We start from the raw sequence: 23,744 nt of genomic DNA, 5'->3' as shown, positions 1-23,744 counted from the left end.
CGCACCGCCACCCCCGTCCGCCCCACCCGAGAGGAGGCGACCGCATGTACGAAGGCATCGTCCAGGAGCTGATCGACGAGCTCGGCCGGCTCCCCGGCATCGGCCCGAAGTCCGCCCAGCGCATCGCGTTCCACATCCTGCAGACCGAGACGTTCGACGTCACCCGGCTCGCCGAGATCCTGCTCGAGCTGCGCGGCCGCGTGCACTTCTGCGACATCTGCGGGAACGTGGCGGAGGAGGCGACCTGCGGGATCTGCCGCGATCCGCGCCGCAGCCGCGCCGTCATCTGCGTCGTGGAGGAGGCGAAGGACGTCCCGGCGATCGAGCGCACCCGCGAGTTCCGCGGGCTCTACCACGTGCTCGGCGGCGCGATCAGCCCGATCGACGGCATCGGCCCGGATCAGCTCCGCATCCGCCAGCTGCTGCAGCGGCTCGCGGACGGCGAGGTGCAGGAGGTCATCATCGCGACCGACCCGAACCTCGAGGGCGAGGCGACGGCGACCTACCTCTCGCGCATGCTCAGCACCCTCGGCATCCGCATCACCCGTCTGGCCTCCGGGCTGCCCGTCGGCGGAGACCTCGAGTACGCCGACGAGATCACCCTCGGCCGCGCCTTCGAGGGCCGCCGGCTCGTCGAGAACTGACGCGGCCGCCGGAGTCGCATGACCGCTCCGGCATGCGGTCGACCGGTAGACTCGCCCGTCGGGTCGCGACGGCGGTCCAGCCACCGACACGGGAGCAGCACGTGAGCCTGATCGTCCAGAAGTTCGGCGGGTCCTCCGTCGCCGACGCGGAGAGCATCAAGCGGGTCGCGAAGCGGATCGTCGCCACCAAGCAGGCGGGCAACGACGTGGTCGTCGCCGTCTCGGCCATGGGCGACACCACCGACGACCTGCTCGAGCTCGCCCACCAGGTCACGCCCATCCCCGCCCCCCGCGAGCTCGACATGCTGCTCTCCTCGGGCGAGCGCATCTCGATGGCGCTGCTGGCGATGGCGATCAAGAGCATGGGCTTCGAGGCCCGCTCCTTCACCGGCAGCCAGGCCGGCATGATCACGGACGCACAGCACGGCGCCGCCCGCATCGTCGACATCACCCCGGTCCGCCTCCGCGAGGCGCTCGACGAGAACGCCGTCGTCATCGTCGCGGGCTTCCAGGGCTTCAACCGCGACACGAAGGACATCACCACCCTCGGCCGCGGCGGCTCGGACACCACCGCCGTCGCGCTCGCCGCAGGACTCGGCGCCGACACCTGCGAGATCTACACCGACGTCGACGGCGTCTTCACCGCCGACCCGCGGGTCGTCAAGAAGGCCCGCAAGCTCGACCGCATCACCAGCGAGGAGATGCTCGAGCTGGCCGCCGCGGGAGCGAAGGTGCTGCACATCCGCGCCGTCGAGTTCGCCCGCCGCCACGGAGTCACGCTCCACGTGCGCTCCTCCTTCAGCCCCAACGAGGGCACCATCGTCTACAACGCCGAGACCTCCGGCGTCGAGCAGAACGGACAAGCCGTGGAAGAGCCCATCATCGCCGGAGTCGCCGCCGACCTGAACGAGGCGAAGATCACCGTCGTCGGAGTCCCCGACATCCCGGGCAAGGCCGCGCAGATCTTCACGATCGTGGCGAAGACCGGCTCCAACATCGACATGATCGTGCAGAACGTGTCGGCTGCGGCGACCGCCCGCACCGACATCTCGTTCACCCTGCCCAAGGCCGACGGCCAGACGGTCCTCATGGCTCTCAACGCCGAGAAGGACGAGGTCGGCTTCGAGTCCCTGCAGTACGACGACCAGATCGCCAAGCTCGCGCTCGTGGGCGCCGGGATGCGCACCAACGCCGGCGTCTCCGCGAAGCTGTTCCGCTCCCTCTACGAGGCCGGGATCAACATCGAGATGATCTCCACCAGCGAGATCCGCATCTCGGTCGTCACCCGCGCCGACACCGTGAACGAGGCCCTGCGCGTCGTGCACACCGCCTTCGGGCTCGACGCCGAGGACGAGGCCGTCGTCTACGCCGGCACCGGCCGCTGACGGCCGGACACCCTCGCGATCCGGCCGTTCCTCCCGAGCGGCCGGAGCGACCGGTACCCTCTCCCTCGATCCCCCCGCCACGAGCGGCCCGCGCGCCGCACGGACGAAAGAGCACAGCATGAGCAGCACCCCCCTCCACGTGGGCGTCGTCGGCGCGACCGGCCAGGTCGGGAAGGTGATGCGCCGCCTCCTCGAGGAGCGCGACTTCCCGATCGCGTCCATCCGCTTCTTCGCCACCGCCCGCTCGGCGGGCACGACGCTGCCGTTCCGCGGCGAGGACGTCGTGGTCGAGGACGTGGAGACCGCCGATCCGTCGGGGCTCGACATCGCCCTGTTCTCGGCCGGAGCCACGGGCTCGCGCGCGCAGGCGCCCCGCTTCGCCGCGGCCGGCGTCACCGTGATCGACAACTCCAGCGCCTGGCGGATGGACCCCGAGGTCCCGCTGGTCGTCAGCGAGGTGAACCCCCATGCCATCGACCAGGCGGTCAAGGGCATCATCGCCAACCCCAACTGCACCACGATGGCCGCGATGCCGATCCTCAAGGTCCTCGACCGCGAGGCGGGGCTCACGCGCCTGATCGTCAGCACCTACCAGGCCGTGTCCGGCAGCGGACTGGCCGGAGCGAACGAGCTGGCCGGCCAGGTCCGCGCCGCCGTCGCCGACGAGCACCTGCTCGACCTGGTGCACGACGGCTCGGCGGTCGACTTCCCCGCGCCGGACAAGTACGTCGCCCCGATCGCCTTCGACGTCATCCCCTTCGCGGGGAGCCTGGTCGAGGACGGCTCGAACGAGACCGACGAGGAGAAGAAGCTCCGCAACGAGAGCCGCCGCATCCTCGAGCTCCCGGAGCTGCTGGTCTCGGGCACCTGCGTGCGCGTCCCCGTGTTCACCGGCCACTCGCTCTCCGTCAACGCAGAGTTCGCCTCCGCCCTCAGCCCCGAGCGTGCTCGCGAGCTGTTGGCCGACGCGCCCGGCGTCGTGCTGCGCGAGGTGCCGACTCCGCTGGAGGCCGCGGGCAAGGACCCGAGCTTCGTCGGCCGCATCCGCGCCGACGAGGGCGCCCCGGAGGGACGCGGCCTCGCGCTCTTCATCAGCAACGACAACCTCCGCAAGGGCGCGGCCCTGAACGCCGTGCAGATCGCCGAGCTCATCGCGGCGAAGCAGCCCGTCTCCTGACCGGCGTGGACGGGGCCGGCGCCGAGCGCTCCGGCCCCCTCCGGGTGGAAAAGCCGCGAATTTGATGGGGGAGCGGGGCCCCTCCCGGCCGCGGCGTCCGCGGGCGAGCGTAAACTCGACTCTCGTGAACTCCTCGGAACCGGTCGACGTCGCCCTCATCGGTGGGGGCATCATGAGCGCCACGCTCGGCGCACTCATCACCCAGCTGCAGCCCGACTGGACGATCGCCGCCTTCGAGCGCCTCGGCGACGTGGCGCAGGAGTCGTCGAACCCGTGGAACAACGCGGGCACCGGTCACGCGGCCCTCTGCGAGCTGAACTACATGCCCGAGGCGGCCGACGGCTCCGTCGACCCGGCCAAGGCGATCCAGATCAACGAGCAGTTCCAGATCTCGCGCCAGTTCTGGTCGAGCCTGGTGGAGTCCGGCGACATCCGCGAGCCCTCCAGCTTCATCAACCCGGCGCCGCACATGACCTTCGTGCACGGCGAGGCCAACGTCGAGTACCTCCGGAAGCGCTACGAGGCGCTCAAGGACCAGCCGCTGTTCGCCGGCATCGAGTTCACCGAGAGCGTCAAGACCATCCACGAGTGGGCGCCCCTGCTGATGGAGCAGCGTCCCGCCGGCGGCGGCCCCTACGCGGCGACGCGCATGCCGGCCGGCACCGACGTCGACTTCGGCTCGCTGACCCACCAGCTGTTCGACCACGTCGTCGCCCACGGCGGCACGCTCGACACCGGCCGCGAGGTCACCGACATCACCCGGCAGAAGGACGGCACCTGGCGCCTCGACCTCAAGCAGGTCGTCGGAGGCACGCCCCAGTCGGTGACCGCCCGCTTCGTCTTCGTCGGCGCCGGCGGCGGTGCGCTGCACCTCCTGCAGAAGTCGGGCATCCCCGAGATCAAGGGCTTCGGAGGCTTCCCGATCTCGGGGCAGTTCCTCCGCACCGACAACCCCGAGCTGGTCGCCCGGCACAAGGCGAAGGTCTACGGCAAGGCCGCGGTCGGTGCGCCCCCGATGTCGGTGCCGCACCTCGATGCGCGCGTCGTCGACGGCGAGTCGTCCCTCCTCTTCGGCCCCTACGCGGGCTTCACGCCCAAGTTCCTGAAGCGGGGCTCGTGGCTCGACCTGCCCCTGTCGATCCGGCCGCACAACATCGGCCCGATGCTCGCGGTCGCCCGCGACAACCTCGACCTGATGAAGTACCTGATCGGCGAGGTGCTCGCGGGCCGCGGCAAGAAGATGAAGGCCCTGCGCGAGTTCCTGCCCACCGCCCGCGACGAGGACTGGTACCTGATCACCGCCGGCCAGCGCGTCCAGGTGATGAAGAAGGACGAGAAGAAGGGCGGCGTGCTGCAGTTCGGCACCGAGGTCATCACCGGAGGAGACGGCACGATCGCCGGCCTGCTCGGCGCCTCGCCCGGAGCCTCGACCGCCGTGCCGATCATGCTCGACATCGTGCAGAAGTGCTTCCCCGACCGGATGAAGGCCTGGGAGCCGCGGATCCGCGCGCTGGTGCCGAGCTACGGCTCGACGCTCAACGACGCGCCCGAGAAGGCCGAGCAGACGGTCACCGCGACCGCCGAGACGCTGGAGCTGTCCGCCTCGGTCTGATCGGGTGCGACCCGTTCGAACATATGTTCTAATGGCTCCATGAGGTGGAGCGGGCAGTCGATCGGCACGGCCGACGAGGCCGCGCTGCCCGGGCTCGTCAAGCTCACAGACCTGGTGCGGACGGTGCGCACGCCGGAGTTCGAGGGCATCACCTTCTACGAGGTGCTCGCGAAGTCGGCGCTCAACCGCGTGCACACCTCCTCGAAGATGCCGTTCGGCTGGAGCATCAACCCGATGCGCGGCTGCACCCACGCCTGCACCTACTGCTTCGCCCGGCCCACGCACGAGTACCTCGAGTTCGACGGCGGCCGCGACTTCGACTCGCAGATCGTCGTGAAGGTGAACGTCGCCGAGGTCCTCACCCGGGAGCTCGCCAAGCCGAGCTGGGAGCGGCACCCCGTGGCACTCGGCACCAACACCGATCCGTACCAGCGCGCCGAGGGCCGCTACCGGCTGATGCCGGGCATCATCGCAGCGCTCGCCGCCTCGGGAACCCCGATCTCGATCCTCACGAAGGGCTCGCTGCTGCGGCGAGACCTGCCGCTGCTCCGCGAGGCCGCCGAGCACGTCCCGGTCGACCTCGGAGTCTCGATCGCCGTCTACGACGAGGGCCTCCAGCGCTCCGTCGAGCCGGGTGCGCCGACCGCGGCGGCCAGGCTGGCGACGGTGACCGCGGCACGGGAGGCCGGCTTCGACTGCTCGGTGTTCCTGATGCCGATCCTGCCGTTCCTCACCGACACACGGGCGCACCTCGACGAGTCGCTCCGGGCCTGCCGCGAGGCGGGCGCCAGCACGATCATGTACTCGACCCTCTACCTCAAGCCCGGGGTGAAGGAGTGGTTCCTGCAGTGGCTCGGGCAGGAGCACCCCGAGCTGGTCGACAAGTACCGAGCGCTCTACCCGGGCCGCGACGCCTACGCGCCTCTCGAGTACCGGCGCTGGCTCTCCGCGCGCATCCGCCCGCTGATGCGCGCGCACGGGCTCGAGCGCGGCGAAGAGGACCCGGCCACCGGCTCCGTCAAGTCCTCCGCCCTGAATTCGCTCGGGACGCTGCGGACCCTCGGCGGCGAGCGGCGCTCCCTCCAGCACGACGGGCTGCTGGTCGGGGAGCTCGGGCCGGAGCGCGCTGCGATCCTGCCCGGCGTCGGGCAGCCGACGCTGTTCTGAGCCGGGGGCGGGCCCGGCCGCGGCTAGGATCGTCCGCATGGTCACCCGCTCCGGTGAGCCCTCGGGCTCCTCCGCCCGGAGCACCCGCGACGCGGCACCCCGTGCGGTCCGGCTCGGCCTGCTCGACCCGCGCGAGGACCTGCTCGCGGCGACGAGCGCGTGGATCCGCACCCACGCCCCGGACTTCGAGGTCGTCGTGGCCGCCTCCACCTGGCACGACCTGGTGACGAGCGATGTCTTCCCCACCCAGGTGGTCGTGATGGACGTCGAGCTGCGCGAGCCGATCTCGATCGAGGCGCGGATCCGGACCTGCCGGGCGGCCGGAGCCGCGGTCGTGGCGCTCTCCGCGAGCGAGGACGACGAGGTCCGCGAGCGCGCCCTGAAGGCCGGAGCGGTGCGGCACCTGGCGAAGTCGCGCCCGCTCGCCGAGGTGATGGAGCAGACCCGCGCCGCTCTCGAGATGCGCTCGGCCGACGTCTCGTCCGCGCAGTGGCGGCCCCTGCCGTCCGGAGTCGCGGCGCAGCAGCGCCCACGGCTCAGCGCCGGCGAGCTGGAGGCGCTGCGCCTCTACGCGTCCGGATCGAGCACCCCTGAGGTCGCCGCCAAGATGAACGTGCAGTTCGAGACCGCGAAGACCTACCTGCAGCGCGTGCGCCGCAAGTACGTCGCCGTCGGCAGGCCCGCGAGCCGCCGGGCCGATCTGATCCGCCGCGCCGGCGAGGACGGGTTCCTCCCGTGACCGGCCCCTGCTCACCCCGGGGGCCCCGCCTCCGGACCCGCCCCGAGGAGACCTGATGGCCAAGCTGTACTTCCGCTACGGAGCGATGAACAGCGGGAAGAGCACGTCGCTCCTGCAGGCCGCGCACAACTACGAGGAGCGCGGGCACCGGGTGCTGCTGGCCAAGCCGGCCGTCGACACGAAGGGCGAGGAGCTGATCGTGTCGCGGCTCGGCGTGACCCGTCCGGTGGACGTCCTGTTCGAGCCCGACGGGGACCCGGTGGCCGTCTTCACCGCGGCCCGGGCCCGCGTCCTGGCCGAGTCGAAGCGCGACGTGAGCGCTCTGCTCGTCGACGAGGCGCAGTTCCTGCCGGAGTCGCACGTCGACGATCTGCTCCGGATCGCCATCCTCGAGAACGTGCCCGTCCTGGCGTACGGCATCCGCACGGACTTCCGCACCGCCGCGTTCCCGGGCAGCAGGCGGCTCCTGGAGATCGCCCACAGCCTCGAGGAGCTGAAGACGATCTGCCGGTGCGGGCGCAAAGCGATCTTCAACGGGCGCGTCGTGGACCGCCGCTTCGTCTTCGACGGCGATCAGGTCGCGATCGACGGAACGGCGGTCACCTACGAGTCGCTGTGCGGCGCGTGCTACCTCCAGGAGAGCCGCGGCCGGCTCCGCGGCTGACCGGTCGAGCGTTCCTCACCGGTGCGACACCCCTCCGAAACGAGGAAGTGGGTAGCCTGACGACGTGACAACACCGGAAACGGAATTACGCCTTTCGAAGCAGCAGGAAAGGTCGGGGGAAACGATGACGGCGCAAGGGGCACCGCTGAGGCGTCGGCCGTCGTGGGAGCAGGACTACCGGCGACGGCTGCTCATCACGGACGTCGTCGCGATCGTCCTCTCCGTCTTCGGCACGCAGCTCTTCTGGTTCGACCTGAACCTGAACTCGGATCTGGGGTTCAAGAACCCCGCCGACATCGCGGTCAGCTACACCTGGGTGTCCGTCGCCCTGTCGGTCGGCTGGCTCCTCGCCCTCCAGGTCTTCGACACGCGCGACCGCCGGATCGTCGGCACCGGCTACGTCGAGTACCGCCGCGTCGTCGACGCCTCCATCTGGCTCTTCGGCATCGTCGCGATCATCGCCTACCTGCTCCAGATCCTGCTCGCGCGCGGCTACATCATCACGGCGTTCCCCGCCGGGATCGTGCTGATCTGCGTCGGCCGCCTGGTCTGGCGCTCCTGGCTCACCCGGCAGCGCCGGGCGGGCCGCTTCTCGAGCCAGGTCGTGCTCCTCGGCTCCCGCGCGAGCGTCCTGCACACCGCGCGCGAGCTGCGTCGCGGCACCGAGGCCGGCTACAAGCTCGTCGGCGCCGTCTCGACCTCGGTCGGCGGTGCGGACGCGCTGCGGAGCGAGCAGGAGCTCTCGGGCCTCGCGGTCCACGGGTTCACCGGGATCGACGGCGTCCGCGCCGTGATGGACGCCACCGGTGCCGACACGGTGGTCGTCACGAGCTCCGACGAGCTGGCGCCGCAGCGGATCCGCGAGCTGAGCTGGACGCTCGAGCCCGGGCGCGAGCACCTCGTCGTGGCGCCGAGCCTCACCGACATCGGCGGTCCGCGCATCCACACCCGCCCCGTCGCGGGCCTTCCGCTGATCCACGTCGAGACCCCGCGCTTCGACGGCCGCCAGCGGTTCGCCAAGCGGCTCTTCGACATCCTCGCGTCGACCATGCTGATCATCCTCAGCGCGCCGGTGCTCGTCGTCGTCGCCGTGCTGGTCAAGGTCACCAGCCCCGGGCCCGTGCTCTTCCGGCAGGAGCGCATCGGCCTGAACGGCGCGACCTTCGAGATGCTGAAGTTCCGCTCGATGGTCGTCGACGCGGAGGCGCGACTGGCGGCTCTCGCGTCGCAGCAGCGTGCGGAGGGGAACTCGATCCTCTTCAAGATGGCGAAGGACCCGCGCGTCACCCGGGTGGGCGCGATCCTCCGGCGCTTCAGCCTCGATGAGCTGCCCCAGTTCCTGAACGTCTTCCGCGGCGACATGTCCCTGATCGGCCCCCGCCCGCCGCTGGCCCGCGAGGTCGAGCAGTACGAGGAGCACGTGCACCGCCGCTTCCTGATGAAGCCGGGCATCACCGGGCTCTGGCAGGTCAGCGGACGCTCGAACCTCTCGTGGGAGGACACCGTCCGCCTCGACCTGTACTACGTCGAGAACTGGTCGATGACCGGCGACATCGTCATCCTCTTCAAGACCGCGCGCGCCGTCCTCGCCCGCGACGGGGCGTACTGATCGCCGGGGGGAGGGGCGCCGAGCCCCGCACCCTGTCCGTCTCGGTCCTCGAGACCCCGTTCCGCGTGGTCTTCGGACGCGGCGTCGGCGACGAGGACGCGGCGCGGATCGCCGACAGCTGGGCCGCCTGCGCGTCCGAGCCCGACGCGGGAGCACGCGACGTCCTCGCCGAGGTGGGGCACGATCCCTCCGTCCCGGTCGACGGCTCGCCCCGGGTCTCGAGCGCCACGCTGGCGCAGCTCGAGGAGTCCCTGACCTCGACCCTGACCCTCGAGGCGATCGGCGCCCGGCGCGCCGACCTGCTGATGCTCCACGCCTGCGGGATCTCCGACGAGTCCGGCCGCGTGCTGGCCTTCGTCGCCGCCTCCGGGACCGGCAAGACCACCATCGCCCGGACGCTCGGGTCCCGCTTCGGCTACGTCACCGACGAGACGGTCGGCGTGACCCCGGAGGGGCGCGTCCTGCCCTATCCCAAGCCGCTGTCGGTGAAGCCGCTGACCGGATCGGCGCCGAAGGCGCAGCTGGCCCCCGGGTCGCTCGCCCTCCGACCGCTCCCGGAGGCGCCCCTGCGTCTGGCGGGCGTCCTCCTGCTCGAGCGCCGCGACGGCGTCGGGACGCCCTTCCTCGAGCACGTCGACCCGGTCGACGCGATCGAGGATCTGGTGCCGCAGACCTCGTACCTCTCGGCCCGCCCGCGGCCGATCGCCGATCTCGTCCGCACCCTCTCGGCGCTGGGCGGCGTCCGGCGACTGGTCTACTCCGAGGCCGCGAGCGTGGTGCACCTGGTCGAGGAGGTCTTCGCGTCCCTCGGCGCAGAGGCCCCGTCCGCCTGGTCCGAGGTGGTCTCCGTGCAGCTCGACGCTGTGGGCGAGGCCCTGCCCGGCACCGTCCTGCGCACCCCTGCGGACGACGCGGTGGAGCTCGCCGACGGCCAGCTGCTCGTGTTCTGCGGCGGCACCCTCGTGCGCCTGTCCGGGATCGGCCCGACGATCTGGCGGCACGCCGGCCAGGGCCCCGATCTGCCCGGTCTCGTCGCCGCGGTGCTCGAGGATGCGGGCCCGCCGCCCGCCGGCGTCGATGCGGCGGCGGTCGTCGAGTCCGCCCTGGTCGAGCTCGAGGGCCTCGGAGTGATCACGAGAGGGACTCCGCCGGAGCCCACCCCCGACGGGTGGCACGGTTGACGCGCCTGGCGCCGAGGGCGCGGAAGCGCTGTGTCAGAATTCGGAAGAACCCGTCTCCGGCGCCCGCCGCGTGATCCGTACCAGCGAAGGAAATCTGACTCTGTGGAACTTCGAGACGTCCTCCGGCTGCTGCGCGACCACTGGATCCCGATCGTCGCGGCGATCCTCCTCGGCACTCTCGTCGCCTTCGGCTGGTCGCTGACGCAGAAGCCGCGGTACGTCGCCGACTCGCAGGGCCTCGTCTCCGTCGCCACCACCGGTGCCGACGACAGCCAGGCGATCTACACGCAGCAGATCGCGCAGTCCGTCGCCAAGTCGAGCCTCGCCACCTACGTCCCGATCGCCACCTCGCGCGACGTGGCGCAGATCGCGATCGACAGCCTCGGCCTCGACGTCTCGCCCGCCACGCTGATCTCGGCGATCGCGGTGCAGGCCGACACGGTCGCCCCGGTGATGAAGGTCAGCGCCACCGCCTCCACCCCCGAGGGCGCGCAGAAGCTCGCCGATGCCTGGGTCGCGGCCATCGCCACCAAGGTGCAGCAGGTCAACCAGGAGACGGGCGTCGGCGACACGGTCTCCCTCACCGTCCTGCAGACCGCGGCGCTCCCGTCCTCGCCGGCGTTCCCGAACCTGCGCCTCGTCCTCGCGGTCGGCGCGCTCGCGGGCCTCGTCCTCGGCCTCGTCTACGCGTTCGTCCGCAACACGCTGGACCGGCGCATCCGCACCGCCGAGATGGTCGAGCGCCTGTTCGACCTCCCCGTGGTCGGCACCCTCCCCGTCGACAAGCGCCTCAGCGAGACCAACCGCATCGTCCCCGAAGCCGACACGACCGACTACATCAAGGCCGACGGCAAGCACGCACTCGCCGAGGCGCTGCGCGAGCTCCGCACGAACCTGCAGTTCATGAACATCGACAGCCCGCCGCGCATCATCGTCGTGACGAGCCCGCTGCCCTCGGACGGCAAGTCGACGGTGACCGCGAACCTCGCGGTGACGCTCGCCGCCTCCGGTCAGCGCACCGTCGTCGTCGACGGCGACCTCCGCAAGCCCACCGTCGCCAAGTCGTTCGGCCTCGTGCCCGGCGTCGGCCTGACCGACCTGCTGATCGGCAAGGCGGAGCTGCAGGACGTCCTGCAGCCGTGGGGCCCGTCCGGCAACCTCTGGGTGCTCGGGGCCGGGTCGATCCCGCCGAACCCGTCCGAGCTGCTCGGCTCCAACGGCATGGACATCCTCCTGCACGAGATCGCTCGCGAGGCCATCGTGATCGTCGATGCGCCGCCGCTCCTGCCCGTCACGGACGGCGCCATCCTCACCGCCCGCACCGACGGCGCGCTCGTGGTCATCTCCGCGGGCAGGACGACGACCGACGAGCTGGGCAAGGCGATCCAGAACCTCGAGCGGGTCAGCGGCCACACCCTCGGCGTGATCCTCAACCGCGTGCCCGCGCGCGGCCAGGTCGGCCGGGGCTACGGGTACTACTACACGAGCTACTACGGCTCCGAGCGATCGGGCGCCCGCCCGGACACGGCCGTCGAGCCCGAGCCCGCGTCGACCTCGGCCTGAGCGCCCCGCGATGATCTTCCCGGGAGACGACTCCGCCCGCCCCGCCCGCCGGAGCTGGCGACCGGACGAACCGGTCGCCGCCTCCGCCGCCCCCGTCTTCACCGTGCTCTCGGTCTGCACCGGCAACATCTGCCGGTCGCCGATGGCGGAGCAGCTGCTGCGCGCCGCACTCGCCGACGCGACATCACCCGCGGGAGGTCCGCTCTTCGCGTTCACGAGCGCCGGAGTGAGGACGCGCGACGGACTGCCGATGGACCCGGTCTCGGCCCGCTTCTCGGCTCAGCACGGGGGAGACCCGGCCGCGCACACGAGCGCGGTGCTCGGCGACGCGATCGTCGGCGACGCCGACCTCCTGCTCACGATGACGCGCGACCACCTGGTCGACGCCTCCCGGCGCTTCCCGTCGCTCCTCCTCCGAGGCTTCACGCTGCTCGAGTTCGCCCGCGTGCTGCCGTTCGTGCTGCGGGAGGTGCCGCTGCCGACGGTCGAGGACCCCGCCGCGCGGCTCCGCGCCGTCGTGCGGCTCGCCGCCGCCCACCGCGGGCGCGCCCCGCGGGGCGAGGGCGGCGACGACATCGAGGACCCGATCGGCCGCAGCGAGGCCGTGCACGAGCGCGTGGCGGCGCAGATCGCGGCGGCTGTCGCCGACGTCTCCCGTGATCTGAGAGCATTGGCGCGGCGGTAGTCGCGCGTCCGCGGGCGCGCTGACGCCTCGCCGCATCGCATCGCTCCTCCTCACCGTCGCGACCGCGACACGAACCCGCCACGATTCGGAGAACCCCTGTGAAGCTTTCTGTCATCGGCTGCGGCTACCTCGGTGCCGTCCACGCTGCCGCCATGGCCGAGCTCGGCCACGACGTCATCGGCATCGACGTCGACCAGAAGAAGATCGACGCCCTGGCCGCCGGCACCGCGCCGTTCTTCGAGCCCGGCCTCCCGGAGCTGCTGTCCTCCGGCGTCGCCTCCGGGCGCCTGCGCTTCTCGACCGACATGGCCGACGCCGCCGGTGCGGCCGTGCACTTCGTCGCCGTCGGCACCCCGCAGAAGCCGGGCGAGAACGCCGCGGACATGACCTACGTCGACTCGGCGATCGACGGTCTCCTGCCCTACCTCGAGGCGGACTCCCTCGTCGTCGGCAAGTCGACCGTCCCCGTCGGCACCGCCGCCCGCCTGGCCGACCGCATCGCCTCCTCCGGTGCGACCCTCGCCTGGAACCCCGAGTTCCTCCGCGAGGGCTTCGCCGTCAAGGACACGATCAGCCCCGACCGCCTCGTCTACGGCGTGCCCGCGGGCGAGGCCGGAGCAGCGGCGAAGGCGACCCTCGACGAGGTCTACGCGACGGCGCTCGCGGCCGAGACCCCGCTCGTGGTCACCGACTACGCCACCGCCGAGCTGGTGAAGGTCTCGGCCAACGCCTTCCTCGCGACCAAGATCTCGTTCATCAACGCGATCGCCGAGATCGCGGAGGTGACCGGCGCGGACGTCACACAGCTCGCCGACGCCATCGGCTACGACGTGCGGATCGGCCGCCGCTTCCTGAACGCGGGCATCGGCTTCGGAGGCGGCTGCCTCCCGAAGGACATCCGCGCCTTCTCGGCCCGCGCCGACGAGCTCGGCGTCGGCGAGTCCGTCGCCTTCCTCAAGGAGGTCGACGCGATCAACCTGCGTCGCCGCCAGCGCGTCGTCGACCTCGTCACCGAGGGCCTCGGCGGCTCCGTCGAGGGCCGCCGCATCGCGGTGCTCGGTCTGGCGTTCAAGCCGGAGTCGGACGACATCCGCGACTCGCCGTCGCTCGACGTCGCCGCGCGCCTGCACGACCTCGGTGCGACCGTGGTCGCGACCGACCCCGAGGCGATCGAGAACTCGCGCCGCCGCTACCCCGAGATCACCTACACGACCGACGTCGACGAGGCGCTGGCCGGTGCCGACGCCGTGGTCGTCGTGACGGAGTGGAAGCAGTTCCGCGCCCTCGACCCCGCGGCCACGGCGGCGAGAGTGGCCAACACCTTCCTCGTCGACGGTCGCAACTGCCTCGACCCCGCCGCCTGGCGTGCGGCCGGCTGGGAGTACCGCGGCCTCGGCCGCTGACGCGGCAGAGCCGTCGTCTCAGCGGACGCGGCTCGGCTGATCCGCCACGACGCCGGAGGTGCCGCGGAGCGGGATGTGCGCGAAGGCGTCGTCCCACTCCGCCGCCCTCCGGCGTCGTCGTGCGCGGACGACCATCCGGAGCAGGACGCCGGCGACCGCGCCGAGAAGCGCGCCGGAGGTGTTCATCACGACGTCGTCGACGGTGGCGAAGCGCGCCGAGAGGAAGAGCAGCTGGCCCGCCTCGATGAGCGAGCTCACGACGGCGCCGACGGCGACGGCGACCCACGCCCTCCGGAGCCGCAGGTTGAGGGCCAGGAGCAGCCCCAGGGGCACGAACAGGGCGATGTTGGCAGTCGACTCGATGAACGCGTAGTCGACCATCGGGAGGCCGTGCCGGGCGAACCAGGAGGTCACCCGGCCGAGATCTCCCCGCACTCCCGCATCGACGGGCGTCGGCCAGAAGGCGATCGCTGCGAGCGCGACCACGTAGGGCACGCCGATGGCGAGGGTGAGGCGGGTGAGCGACCGGGTCACGGTGCTCCTCTCGTCGGTCGTCGGGCGGGGGCGGCGACGACGGCGGAAGAACAGTCTCGCTCCCGGCTGCTGGGATCGGGCCGGGAGGCGCGGGGGAGTGGGCTGGAGGCACGCCCGTGCGCAGGACGCTCGGGACGCCGACAGGGGTGCTCGAGCCGGAGAGCGCGGGGCGGTGATCGCGCCGGCTCCGTCGTCGACCGGGCTCCGGCCCGGGCGAGCATCCGCCTGCGGGCGAGCCCCGCCACAGCAGAATCCCGAGAACGCCCCGGGAACGACGAAGCCCGGCCGGATCATCGATCCTGGCCGGGCTTCTCACCGGTCGGGGTAGCGGGATTCGAACCCACGACCTCCTCGTCCCGAACGAGGCGCGCTACCAAGCTGCGCCACACCCCGGTGTGCTCATCACGGAGAACCGCTCACGAGCCTCGACAATAGTAGCCGATTTCCGGACCGCCGTCGGACACCCCTCGTCAGGCCGCCGGAGTGAGCGTGACGAGGGTCACCTCGGGCCGGCAGGCGAAGCGCACCGGTGCGTAGATCGAGGTGCCGACTCCGGCGGACACGTTGAGGAACGAGCTGCGCAGTCCGTTGTCCCACGTCGTCGAGCCGGCGACCTTGTCGCGCGGGATGTCGCAGTTGGTGACGAGGGCGCCGAAGCCCGGGACGCAGACCTGCCCGCCGTGCGTGTGCCCAGCGAGGATCACCTCGGCGCCGCGGGCGACGAAGTCGTCGAGGATGCGCTGGTAGGGCGCGTGCGCCACGCCGATGCTGACCCCGGCCGGTCCGTCCTCCGCGCCGCGCAGCTCGTCCACGGCTCCGGCGACGAGGTCGATGCGGTCGAGGCCGATGTGCGGGTCGTCGACGCCGAAGAACTCGATGCGCGTCCCCTTCACCGTGATGCTCTCGGCGCGGTTGTTGAGGTCCACCCAGCCGAGCCCGTCCGAGAAGAAGCCGGTCAGCCCGTCGGTGTCGAGATCGGCCTCGTGCTGCTTGGGGTTCTTGGAGGGGCCGACGAAGTAGCGGAGCGGGTTCTTGATCCGAGGGCCGAAGTAGTCGTTGGATCCGTTGACGAAGGCGCCGGGGATCCCGGCGAAGGGCTCCAGAGCCCGGCGGATGCCGAGCACGCCGTCGCGGTGGCCGAGGTTGTCGCCGGTGTCGACCACGACGTCGGGCGCCAGGGCGAGGAGCGAGCGGATCCACTCCTGCTTCTTGCTCTGCCACGGGGCCATGTGCAGGTCAGACACGTGCAGGACGCGGATCGACTCGGAACCGGCGGGCAGCACCGGGAACGACGTGCGCCGGACGGTGAACAGCGTCCGCTCGACGCCGATGCCCCAGGCCGCGGCGACGGCTCCGGCCGCGGCGACGGTCGCGAGGGCGGTGGTGAGGGGGCGACGGGTGCGTCCGGTCATGGGTCCTTCTCTCGCACGTCGGCCGCGAGCGCGGCCGCGTTCATTCTGCCGGACGCTCCCTCGGGAGCAGCCGGGGGTGCGGGGGCTCAGCCCGCGCGGGGCGGGGCGCCCGGTCCGGCGCTGATCTGCAGGGTGATCTCCGCGCCCCGGGAGACGCGCGACCCGGCGGGCGGGTTCGTCTGCGCGACCGTCCCTGCCGGGCGGTCGGAGGGGACCGGAGAAGTGTCGACGCGGACCGTGAAGCCGACGGAGCGCAGGCGTGAGGCCGCCGCAGAGGGGCTCTGGCCGGTGACCTGGGGCACGGCCTCCTGCGGAGCGTCGACGAGCGAGCGGACCGGAGCCGGGAACGCCGTCCCGCCGTACTTGGCGTCGGCGATGCGCATGATGCGCGGCCAGATCTGGTGGCGCACCTGACCGGCGTTCACCCGGTTGAGACTGAATCCGCGCATGGAGGTGAAGCCGGTCACGTTGCCGACCCAGGTGGCGGTGGCGACCTCGGTGCTCGCGCCGACCATCCACGTGTGCAGCGCGTCGTCCGTGGTGCCGGTCTTGCCGATGTGCGGCACCCCGGTGCGGGGGTTGGATGGGGCGCCGGTGCCGCCCGTCACCACCTGCTGCAGGGCGTAGCCGGCGGTCGCGGCCACCTCCTCGGACATCCCCTGGCTGCACTCGGAGGCGGGCGGCGCGACGTCGGCGCCCGTGCGGTCGACGATGCGGTCGATCGCGATGGGCGTGCAGACGGTGCCCTTGTTCGCGAAGCCGGCGAAGGCCGTGGCCATCGTGAGCGGAGCGATCTCGTTGGTGCCGAGGATGGTCGGCGCGAGCTTCTGCAGCTCGGTCCCGTCGGCACGGTGCACGCCCATCGCCAGCGCCGTGTTGCGGATGCCGCAGAGGTCCAGCTGCTGGGCCATGGCGGCGAACGAGGTGTTGATCGAGCCGGTCGTGGCCTGCAGGGCCGTGGTCACTCCTCCGTTGCCGCCCTCGTCGTTCCCGGGGTCCCAGGACTCGCCGTAGTAGACGCCGTCAGGCTCGCAGCTGTCACGGAAGGTCGTGTAGGCGCGGCGGGTGCCGTCGACGCTCTCGCCGAGCGAGTGCCCCTCCTGCAGCCACTCCGCGAGGGTGAACACCTTGTAGGTCGAGCCGACCTGGAATCCCGAGGAGCCGCCGTACCCGAAGTCGGTGTTGTAGTTGACGCTCGTGTAGTTGGGGCCCGTCAGGTCCGGATCGTTGGAGTAGTCCTTGTTCTGGGTCATCGCGAGGATGCGGCCGGTGCCGACCTCGACCGAGACGCTCGCGCTGCCGATGTTCACGTTCGCCATCGACTTGGGCACCCAGTCGTCGGTGGCCGAGACGGCGGCCTGCTGCAGGTCGGAGTCGAGGGTCGTGTAGATCCGGTAGCCGCCGCGCTTGAAGGTGGCGTCGCGCTCGTCCTGACTCGCACCGAACGCGTCGTCGTTCTTGATGACCCAGGTGACGTAGTCGCAGAAGAAGGCCGCGACTCCGGCCGTCTGGCAGCCGGTGCTCGGCTCGGTGATGTTCGGCGTCACGGGCTCGGCGACGGCCGCCTGCGCCTGCTCGGACGTCACCTTCGACTCGAGGTCCATGCGGGTGACGATGTAGTCGCGCCGGTCCCGGGTCTGCGGGTAGCCCTCCGCGGCGGGGTTCGCCGGGTCGCCGGGCCGGTCGAAGCGGAACTTCTCGGGGTTGTTCACGATCGCGACGAGCGCGGCGGACTGCGCGAGCGAGAGGTCCTTCGCGCTCACTCCGAAGTAGTAGCGGGCGGCCGCCTCGACGCCGTAGACGGTGCCGCCGAACAGGGCGATGTTGAGGTAGCCCAGCAGGATGTCGTTCTTCGGGTACTCCTTCTCGAGCCCGATGGCGAGCCGCATCTCGGCGACCTTGCGCTCCGGAGTGGTCTCCGTGGCCTCGCGGTAGGCCGCGTCGCGCTCGATCGGATCGCTGAGCGCCTCCGCCTTCTGCACGAGCACGTTCTTGACGTACTGCTGCGTGATGGAGGAGCCGCCCTGGACGTCCCCGCCCATGGCCGTCGTCGCGGCCGCGCGGACGGTGCCGAGCAGATCGATGCCGCCGTGCTCGTAGAAGCGGGGGTCCTCGGAGGCGACCACGGCGTCCTTCACGAACGGCGAGATCTCGTCCCAGCCCACCTCGACGCGGTTCTGGGCGTAGAAGGAGGCGAGCAGCACGTCGCCGCCGGAGGAGTCCTTCGCGTACACGTCGCTCTTCTCGGCGAGCGTGCCGATCTCGAGGTACTCGGGGAGGTTGTCGAACATCTCCACCGTGTTGCCGGCGGCCATGCCGCTCAGCGCGATCGCCGGCGTCACCGAGGCGGCCACCAGGACTCCCGCGACGACGCTCATGGCGACGATGCCGATCAGACCGCCGACGGCGCCCCCGATGGTCTTCACGACTCTGGTCCCGCCCTGCCCCGACATAGAATCAGCGTAGTCGCCGCGCTCGGACGAGCCGCGGCGCTCATCCCGCCGACGCGCGGCGCTCAGCAGTCGTCCCGCACCGGCCGCACCCGAGGAGAGCCATGTCCGTCCCGCGCTGGGAGTACATCACCACCCCGCTGATGATCCACAACACCACGGCGATCCTGAACACCTGGGGATCCGAGGGCTGGGAGCTGGTCCAGATCGTGACCGGTCCCGAGGGCGGCCTCGTCGCGTACCTCAAGCGCCCCGTCGCCGAGGCCGGCGCGTGATCGCCGAGCGCCTCGCGGAGCTCGGCGTCGAGCTGCCCGCCGTGGCGGTCCCCGCCGGCGCCTACGTCCCCGCCGTCGTGCACGGCGGCCTCGTCTACACGGCGGGGCAGATCCCCTTCGTCGACGGCGCTCTGCCGCTGGTCGGCAAGGTCGGCGACGAGGTGTCGCCCGAGCAGGCGAAGGAGCTGGCCCGCACCTGCGCCCTCAACGCGCTCGCGGCCGTCGCCGACGCGATCGGATCGCTCGACCGGGTGACGCGGATCGTGAAGCTCACCGGCTTCGTCGCGTCCGCCTCCGGCTTCACCGGGCAGCCCGGCGTGATCAACGGCGCCTCGGAGCTGCTCGGCGACGTGTTCGGCGAGCCCGGCCGTCACGCGCGCTCGGCCGTCGGGGTGGCGGAGCTGCCCCTCGGCGCTCCCGTCGAGGTCGAGCTGATCGTCGCCTTCGACTGACGCACCGCCCCCTCCGGCCCACGCGGCGGGAGGGGGCGGCGCCCGATCAGTCCGCGGCGATCGCGGAGGAGATCACCGCCATCACCTGCGTGTCCGCGAGCGTCGTCGTGTCGCCCACGGCACGTCCCTCCGCCACGTCGCGCAGCAGCCGGCGCATGATCTTCCCCGAGCGGGTCTTGGGCAGCTCCTGCACCACGAAGATCCGCTTCGGGCGGGCGATCGCGCCGATGTGCTCGGCGACGTGCGCCTTCAGGGTGGCCTCGAGCTCGTCGTGCCCGTGGGCCAGCGCCTCGGCCTGACTCGCCTTCGCGATCACGAACGCGACCACGGCCTGGCCGGTGGTCTCGTCCGCGGCTCCCACGACGGCCGCCTCGGCGACGACCGGGTGCGAGACGAGGGCCGACTCGATCTCGGCGGTCGAGAGGCGGTGGCCGGAGACGTTCATCACGTCGTCCACGCGCCCCAGGAGCCAGAGGTCGCCGTCCTGATCACGACGCGCCCCGTCGCCCGCGAAGTAGCGGTCGCCGAACTTCGACCAGTAGGTCTCGACGTACCGCTCCGGGTCGCCCCAGATGCCGCGCAGCATCGCCGGCCAGGGCTCGGTGATCACGAGCAGTCCGCCCTCGTCGGCGCCGACCGGCGTCCCGGAGTCGTCGACCACGTCGATCGAGATCCCCGGCAGAGCGACCTGCGCCGACCCGGGCTTGAGAGTCGTCACCCCGGGCAGGGGGGACACCATCATCGCGCCGGTCTCGGTCTGCCACCAGGTGTCGACGATGGGGGTGCGGCCGCCGCCGATGACGTCGCGGTACCAGACCCACGCCTCCGGGTTGATCGGCTCGCCGACCGATCCGAGCAGGCGCAGGCTCGAGAGGTCGAAGCGCTGCGGGATCTGACGGCCGAGCTTCATGAAGGAGCGGATCGCCGTGGGCGCCGCGTAGAGGATCGTCACGCCGTGCTTCTCGACGATCTCCCACCAGCGGCCGGGATGCGGGCTGTCGGGAGTGCCCTCGTACATCACCTGGGTGGCGCCGTTGGCGAGCGGGCCGTAGACGACGTAGCTGTGTCCGGTGATCCAGCCCACGTCCGCGGTCGACCAGTAGACGTCCGACTCGGGGTGCAGGTCGAAGACCGCGCGGTGCGTGAAGGCGACCTGGGTGAGGTACCCGCCGCTGGTGTGCAGGATGCCCTTGGGCTTCCCGGTCGTGCCGCTCGTGTAGAGGATGAAGAGGGGCTGCTCGGCGGGGAACGGCTTGGCGACGTGGTCGGCGTCGACCGCCACGATCTCCTCGTGCCACCAGAGGTCGCGCCCCTCGTGCCAGGCGACCTCGTTGCCTCCGCGGCGCACGACCAGGACGTGCTGGACGCTGGACTCGCCGCCGAGGGCGAGCGCGGCGTCGACCGCCGGCTTCAGGGGCGAGACGGCGCCCTTGCGCCAGCCGCCGTCGGCGGTGATGACGAGTGTCGCCTCCGCGTCGTCGATCCGCGCGCGGAGGCTCTCGGCGCTGAAGCCGCCGAAGACGACGGAGTGGACCGCCCCCAGCCGGGCGACGGCGAGCATCGCGATGACCGCCTCCGGGATCATGGGCAGGTAGATCGCCACGCGGTCGCCGGCGCGGACGCCGAGGCTCGTGAGCAGGTTCGCGGCGCGCTTCACCTCGGCGGTGAGCTCGGCGTAGGTGATCGAGCGGGAGTCGCCGGGCTCGCCCTCCCAGTGCAGGGCGACGCGGTCGCCGTGGCCGGCCAGGACGTGGCGGTCGAGGCAGTTGTAGGCCACGTTCAGCTCGCCGTCGTCGAACCACTTCGCGAACGGGGGCTCGCTCCAGTCGAGGGTGCGCGTGAACGGCCGGTGCCAGTGCAGGAGCTCGCGGCTCCGGTCGGCCCAGAAGGCGAGGCGGTCGGCCGTGGCCTCGTCGTAGAGCGCGGCGGTCGCGACCGCTCCGGCGGCGAGATCGGCCGGCGGCGGGAACCGGCGGGTCTCGTGGAGGAGGTTGTCGATGGCGTTCCGGTCGGCGGCCGGGGCGTCGGGGGGAGTGGACATCTGCGATTCGCTCCTTCGCGAGTGAGACGTTCGCCGGCCCGCGCGGTCGGCGTCGCACCACCGTAGCGCCCGCCTCCAGCGCGGATCGCCGAGCGCCGCAAGCTGGGTGCGGGGCGGGTGTCGGATAAGAGTCCGCAGAGAACAGGATCCGGGCTTGGCGAATCGCGATCCGTCCCCTACAGTTGCATACGGCCGAATGAACTTCGGCCCAGCGGCGCAAGTGATTCCCCCCAATCCAGCGCCGCCGAGGCGGCACCTGTTCCCCCCAATGGGTGCCGCCCCCTTCTTCCCGCCGGATCCGGCGGAGGGACGCCCCCGCTCGAGCCCGCTCGCGGGGGCGTTTCCGCGATGCCGGGACGTCTCCTCGTCGACTGGGCTTCTCTGCGCCGTGGGGACCCTCCTCGGAGGGGCTCCCTGCCGAGAGCCCCGGGCCGCCCCTGCGCGCGCGTCCGGCCCGGGTCGTTCCTCCACAGGCGCCGACGCGGGCGTCTCTCCTCCGATCGGGCAGGGAGCGCCCCGGCGCGCGGAACGGGCTCCTAGCGTGCCGGGATGACCCGCGACTTCGTCCCCCTCGTCCCCGCCGAGCACCGCCGCGACCCGCTGCCGGTGCGGCCCGCCGCCGCCGGTCTCGGGCTGCTCGCGCCGCACGCCGCGGATCCCGCGGTGACCGACCTCTTCGTGAACGGCGGCGCGGGCCTCTGGATCGACCGGGGCGGTGGTGCGGAGCGCGTTCCGGAGTGGACGCTCGACGCCGCCGGAGCACGGCGGCTGGCCGTCGCGCTGGTCGCGGCCGGTGGGCGGCACGTCGACGAGGCGAGCCCGTGCGTGGACGTCAGGCTCCGCCACGGGGTCCGCGTGCACGTCGTGCTGCCGCCGGTGGCGACAGGGGGAGCGCTCGTGTCGGTGCGGGTGCCGCGGTCGGACTCCTGGACGCTCGGGGAGCTGCAGGCGGCCGGGATGCTGGACGACGACGGAGTGCGGCTTCTACGCCGGGCGGTCCGCGAGCGGTGGAACCTGCTGATCACGGGAGCCGGTGGATCAGGCAAGACCACCCTGCTCGGCGCCCTGCTCGGGTGCGCGGCGCCGACCGAGCGGATCGTCGCCATCGAGGACGTCGGCGAGCTCCGGCCGGCGCACCCGCACGTCGTCTCGCTCGAGGCGCGGCAGCCCAACCTCGAGGGCGCCGGTGCCGTGGGCCTGGACCGGCTCGTGCGGGAGGCGCTGCGGATGCGTCCGGACCGCCTGGTCCTCGGCGAGTGCCGCGGCGTCGAGCTGCGCGAGCTGCTGTCCGCGCTGAACACCGGGCACGACGGTGGTGCGGGGACCCTCCACGCGAACTCCCTCGAGGACGTGCCCGCGCGTCTCGAGGCGCTCGGGGTCCTCGCGGGACTCGAGTCCGAGGCGATCGCCCGCCAGACGGTCAGCGCGATCGACCTGGTGCTCCACCTCGAGCGCCGCGACGGGCGGCGGCGGCTGGCGGCATTCGGGACGTTCGCGCTCGACGCGGCCGGCCGCCTGAGGGTCGAGGACGGGTCGCTCCCGAGCGCCTCGAGGTCGAGCGCGTGACGGGCCGCGACGGGCTGGACGAGGTCGCGGCCGTCGTGCACCGACTGGCCGTCCTCCTCGCGGCGGGAGTGGCTCCCGCGTCGGCCCTCGGGCATCTCGCGGGGACGGAGGGGGCGGACAGCGGGGACGCGCGGCGGCGGCGACTGCTCCGGGCGGTGTCGGAGGAGGCCGGCCGCGGGGGCGACGTGACGGAGGCGCTGCTGCGCGGGACGCCGGTTTCGCGGCGGAGCGGCTCGGAGCGGAAGCGGCCGCGACGGCGAGCGCCCGACACCGGTGAGGTGACCGCGTGGGCGGCGCTGGCCGCCGCGTGGCGGGTGGCCGCCGACTCCGGCGCGCCGGTCGCCGCCGCTCTCGGCGAGCTGGCGGAGTCCCTGCGCGAGCTGGCGCGCGCCCGCCGGGACATCGAGGTGGCTCTGGCCGGTCCCTCCGCCACCGGGAGGGTCGTGAGCGCGCTGCCGCTGGCGGCGCTGGGTCTGGGGGCACTGCTGGGCTTCGACGTGGTCGGCGTGCTCCTCGGGACGGTGCCCGGTGCGGTCTGCCTGGTCGGGGGAGCCGGGTTGATGGCGGCCGCGCACGCGTGGACGCGGCGCCTCGTCCGAAGCGCGGCCCCGGCCGATCCGGCGCCCGGGCTCGCGCTCGACCTCCTCTCGGTGGCGCTGGCCGGTGGCGGCTCGATCGAGTCGTCGCGCGCCCGGGTCGTGGCGGCGCTCGCCGAGTGCGGGCTCGACTCGGGCGAGCGCGTGCTCTCCGACGCGGACCCGGTGCTCGCCCTCTCCGCGGCGGCGGGCGTGCCGGCCGGACGCCTGCTCCGGAGCGAGGCGGCTCTGGTCCGGGCACGGGCGTCCACCGGGGCGCGGGAGCGAGCCGCTCGGCTCGGCGTGACCCTGATGCTGCCGCTCGGGATCTGCGTGCTGCCGGCGTTCCTGCTGCTCGGAGTGGCTCCGATGGTCGTCTCGGTGCTGCTCTCGACGTTCTCGGTGGCGGCGTGACGCGGTCGACCGCTCCTCCACAGGGGCGGGATCGGGAGGCGTTTCCACGGATCGGCCGGAGGGTCGATCGGTGGGATCGGGAGTCAGCGATCCTCGGAGGAGGGGCACGGAGCGGGGCGGAACGGAGCAGGACACATGAGCAGTGACACGGCGATCAGCGGCGGGGGAGTCTCCCGGAGTCGAGGACTCGGTAGGA

20 protein-coding genes and 1 tRNA gene are annotated in these 23,744 nt (G+C 72.2%); 16 read left to right on the top strand and 5 right to left on the bottom strand.

What is annotated here, in order from left to right:
- The first annotated feature begins 44 nt into the window (after positions 1 to 44).
- The 12 genes from recR to C5C49_RS09025 all read left to right on the top strand — a co-directional run bounded on the left by recR (position 45) and on the right by C5C49_RS09025 (position 13,829).
- Positions 45 to 644 (top strand): recombination mediator RecR, encoded by a 600-nt coding sequence (recR, locus tag C5C49_RS09080; protein ID WP_104222157.1) that lies wholly within the window; start codon positions 45 to 47, stop codon positions 642 to 644.
- 101 nt (positions 645 to 745) lie between these two features.
- Entirely contained in the window at positions 746 to 2,029 is a 1,284-nt protein-coding gene (locus C5C49_RS09075; RefSeq protein ID WP_104237730.1) for an aspartate kinase, read from the top strand.
- Between the two features lie 118 nt (positions 2,030 to 2,147).
- A complete protein-coding gene (locus tag C5C49_RS09070; RefSeq protein WP_104227259.1) occupies positions 2,148 to 3,206 on the top strand; it encodes an aspartate-semialdehyde dehydrogenase in 1,059 nt (352 codons plus the stop codon).
- A gap of 64 nt (positions 3,207 to 3,270) precedes the next feature.
- Positions 3,271 to 4,818, top strand: a complete 1,548-nt coding sequence (locus C5C49_RS09065) for a malate:quinone oxidoreductase (protein WP_104345996.1) — start codon at positions 3,271 to 3,273, stop codon at positions 4,816 to 4,818.
- Between the two features lie 39 nt (positions 4,819 to 4,857).
- A complete protein-coding gene (locus C5C49_RS09060) occupies positions 4,858 to 5,985 on the top strand; it encodes an Rv2578c family radical SAM protein (protein WP_104222165.1) in 1,128 nt (375 codons plus the stop codon).
- A 37-nt stretch (positions 5,986 to 6,022) separates the two neighbouring features.
- Positions 6,023 to 6,724, top strand: a complete 702-nt coding sequence (locus C5C49_RS09055; protein WP_104345995.1) for a LuxR C-terminal-related transcriptional regulator — start codon at positions 6,023 to 6,025, stop codon at positions 6,722 to 6,724.
- Positions 6,725 to 6,779: 55 nt separating this feature from the next.
- Positions 6,780 to 7,388: a thymidine kinase gene (locus C5C49_RS09050; protein ID WP_104345994.1), complete on the top strand. Its 609-nt coding sequence runs from the start codon at positions 6,780 to 6,782 to the stop codon at positions 7,386 to 7,388.
- A gap of 124 nt (positions 7,389 to 7,512) precedes the next feature.
- Entirely contained in the window at positions 7,513 to 8,997 is a 1,485-nt protein-coding gene (locus C5C49_RS09045; protein ID WP_104222171.1) for a sugar transferase, read from the top strand.
- 65 nt (positions 8,998 to 9,062) lie between these two features.
- Positions 9,063 to 10,178 carry a hypothetical protein gene (locus tag C5C49_RS09040; protein WP_104345993.1) on the top strand — a complete coding sequence of 372 codons (1,116 nt, stop codon included), beginning with the start codon at positions 9,063 to 9,065 and terminating at the stop codon, positions 10,176 to 10,178.
- A gap of 102 nt (positions 10,179 to 10,280) precedes the next feature.
- Positions 10,281 to 11,741, top strand: coding sequence for a polysaccharide biosynthesis tyrosine autokinase (locus C5C49_RS09035; RefSeq protein ID WP_159939611.1), 1,461 nt, complete (start codon positions 10,281 to 10,283; stop codon positions 11,739 to 11,741).
- Positions 11,742 to 11,751: 10 nt separating this feature from the next.
- Positions 11,752 to 12,426, top strand: a complete 675-nt coding sequence (locus C5C49_RS09030; RefSeq protein WP_104227254.1) for a low molecular weight phosphatase family protein — start codon at positions 11,752 to 11,754, stop codon at positions 12,424 to 12,426.
- A 98-nt stretch (positions 12,427 to 12,524) separates the two neighbouring features.
- Positions 12,525 to 13,829, top strand: a complete 1,305-nt coding sequence (locus C5C49_RS09025) for a UDP-glucose/GDP-mannose dehydrogenase family protein (RefSeq protein ID WP_104345992.1) — start codon at positions 12,525 to 12,527, stop codon at positions 13,827 to 13,829.
- An 18-nt stretch (positions 13,830 to 13,847) separates the two neighbouring features.
- On the opposite strand, the gene C5C49_RS17355 is transcribed toward C5C49_RS09025, so the two are convergent.
- The 4 genes from C5C49_RS17355 to C5C49_RS09005 all read right to left on the bottom strand — a co-directional run bounded on the left by C5C49_RS17355 (position 13,848) and on the right by C5C49_RS09005 (position 18,228).
- Positions 13,848 to 14,363, bottom strand: coding sequence for a VanZ family protein (locus C5C49_RS17355; protein WP_244229599.1), 516 nt, complete (start codon positions 14,361 to 14,363; stop codon positions 13,848 to 13,850).
- A gap of 319 nt (positions 14,364 to 14,682) precedes the next feature.
- Positions 14,683 to 14,756, bottom strand: a tRNA-Pro gene (locus C5C49_RS09015).
- Between the two features lie 77 nt (positions 14,757 to 14,833).
- Positions 14,834 to 15,775 (bottom strand): metallophosphoesterase, encoded by a 942-nt coding sequence (locus C5C49_RS09010; RefSeq protein ID WP_104345990.1) that lies wholly within the window; start codon positions 15,773 to 15,775, stop codon positions 14,834 to 14,836.
- A gap of 86 nt (positions 15,776 to 15,861) precedes the next feature.
- Entirely contained in the window at positions 15,862 to 18,228 is a 2,367-nt protein-coding gene (locus C5C49_RS09005; protein ID WP_104345989.1) for a transglycosylase domain-containing protein, read from the bottom strand.
- 101 nt (positions 18,229 to 18,329) lie between these two features.
- Between C5C49_RS09005 and C5C49_RS16970 the strand changes: the two genes are divergently transcribed.
- Entirely contained in the window at positions 18,330 to 18,500 is a 171-nt protein-coding gene (locus tag C5C49_RS16970; RefSeq protein WP_164861113.1) for a hypothetical protein, read from the top strand.
- On the top strand, positions 18,497 to 18,952 hold the full coding sequence (locus C5C49_RS09000; RefSeq protein ID WP_219812178.1) for a RidA family protein: 456 nt from the start codon (positions 18,497 to 18,499) through the stop codon (positions 18,950 to 18,952). The genes C5C49_RS16970 and C5C49_RS09000 overlap by 4 nt, the downstream gene beginning before the upstream one ends.
- A 46-nt stretch (positions 18,953 to 18,998) precedes the next feature.
- Here C5C49_RS09000 and acs read toward each other — a convergent pair whose 3' ends face one another.
- A complete protein-coding gene (acs, locus tag C5C49_RS08995; protein WP_104345988.1) occupies positions 18,999 to 20,993 on the bottom strand; it encodes an acetate--CoA ligase in 1,995 nt (664 codons plus the stop codon).
- Between the two features lie 549 nt (positions 20,994 to 21,542).
- Between acs and C5C49_RS08990 the strand changes: the two genes are divergently transcribed.
- A complete protein-coding gene (locus tag C5C49_RS08990) occupies positions 21,543 to 22,559 on the top strand; it encodes a TadA family conjugal transfer-associated ATPase (protein WP_104345987.1) in 1,017 nt (338 codons plus the stop codon).
- Positions 22,556 to 23,548: a type II secretion system F family protein gene (locus C5C49_RS08985; protein WP_104345986.1), complete on the top strand. Its 993-nt coding sequence runs from the start codon at positions 22,556 to 22,558 to the stop codon at positions 23,546 to 23,548. Before C5C49_RS08990 ends, C5C49_RS08985 begins: the two co-directional genes overlap by 4 nt.
- The last annotated feature ends 196 nt before the right edge of the window (positions 23,549 to 23,744 follow it).

Origin of the sequence: Rathayibacter sp. AY1E2 (assembly GCF_002932325.1) — a bacterium.
Lineage (GTDB): Bacteria > Actinomycetota > Actinomycetes > Actinomycetales > Microbacteriaceae > Rathayibacter.
The sequence above is the reverse complement of the archived record's forward strand: the minus strand, read 5'-3'. Positions and strand labels throughout refer to the sequence as shown.

Excerpts from the sequence above, each read along its gene's own strand:
- recR (WP_104222157.1), top strand. The coding sequence starts at position 45 with ATGTACGAAGGCATCGTCCAGGAGCTGATCGACGAGCTCGGCCGGCTC.
- C5C49_RS09070 (WP_104227259.1), top strand. The coding sequence starts at position 2,148 with ATGAGCAGCACCCCCCTCCACGTGGGCGTCGTCGGCGCGACCGGCCAG.
- C5C49_RS09065 (WP_104345996.1), top strand. The coding sequence starts at position 3,271 with ATGGGGGAGCGGGGCCCCTCCCGGCCGCGGCGTCCGCGGGCGAGCGTA.
- C5C49_RS09060 (WP_104222165.1), top strand. The coding sequence starts at position 4,858 with ATGAGGTGGAGCGGGCAGTCGATCGGCACGGCCGACGAGGCCGCGCTG.
- C5C49_RS09055 (WP_104345995.1), top strand. The coding sequence starts at position 6,023 with ATGGTCACCCGCTCCGGTGAGCCCTCGGGCTCCTCCGCCCGGAGCACC.
- C5C49_RS09050 (WP_104345994.1), top strand. The coding sequence starts at position 6,780 with ATGGCCAAGCTGTACTTCCGCTACGGAGCGATGAACAGCGGGAAGAGC.
- C5C49_RS09045 (WP_104222171.1), top strand. The coding sequence starts at position 7,513 with ATGACGGCGCAAGGGGCACCGCTGAGGCGTCGGCCGTCGTGGGAGCAG.
- C5C49_RS09030 (WP_104227254.1), top strand. The coding sequence starts at position 11,752 with ATGATCTTCCCGGGAGACGACTCCGCCCGCCCCGCCCGCCGGAGCTGG.
- C5C49_RS09010 (WP_104345990.1), bottom strand. The coding sequence starts at position 15,775 with ATGACCGGACGCACCCGTCGCCCCCTCACCACCGCCCTCGCGACCGTC.
- C5C49_RS09005 (WP_104345989.1), bottom strand. The coding sequence starts at position 18,228 with ATGTCGGGGCAGGGCGGGACCAGAGTCGTGAAGACCATCGGGGGCGCC.
- C5C49_RS16970 (WP_164861113.1), top strand. The coding sequence starts at position 18,330 with ATGTCCGTCCCGCGCTGGGAGTACATCACCACCCCGCTGATGATCCAC.
- acs (WP_104345988.1), bottom strand. The coding sequence starts at position 20,993 with ATGTCCACTCCCCCCGACGCCCCGGCCGCCGACCGGAACGCCATCGAC.
- C5C49_RS08990 (WP_104345987.1), top strand. The coding sequence starts at position 21,543 with ATGACCCGCGACTTCGTCCCCCTCGTCCCCGCCGAGCACCGCCGCGAC.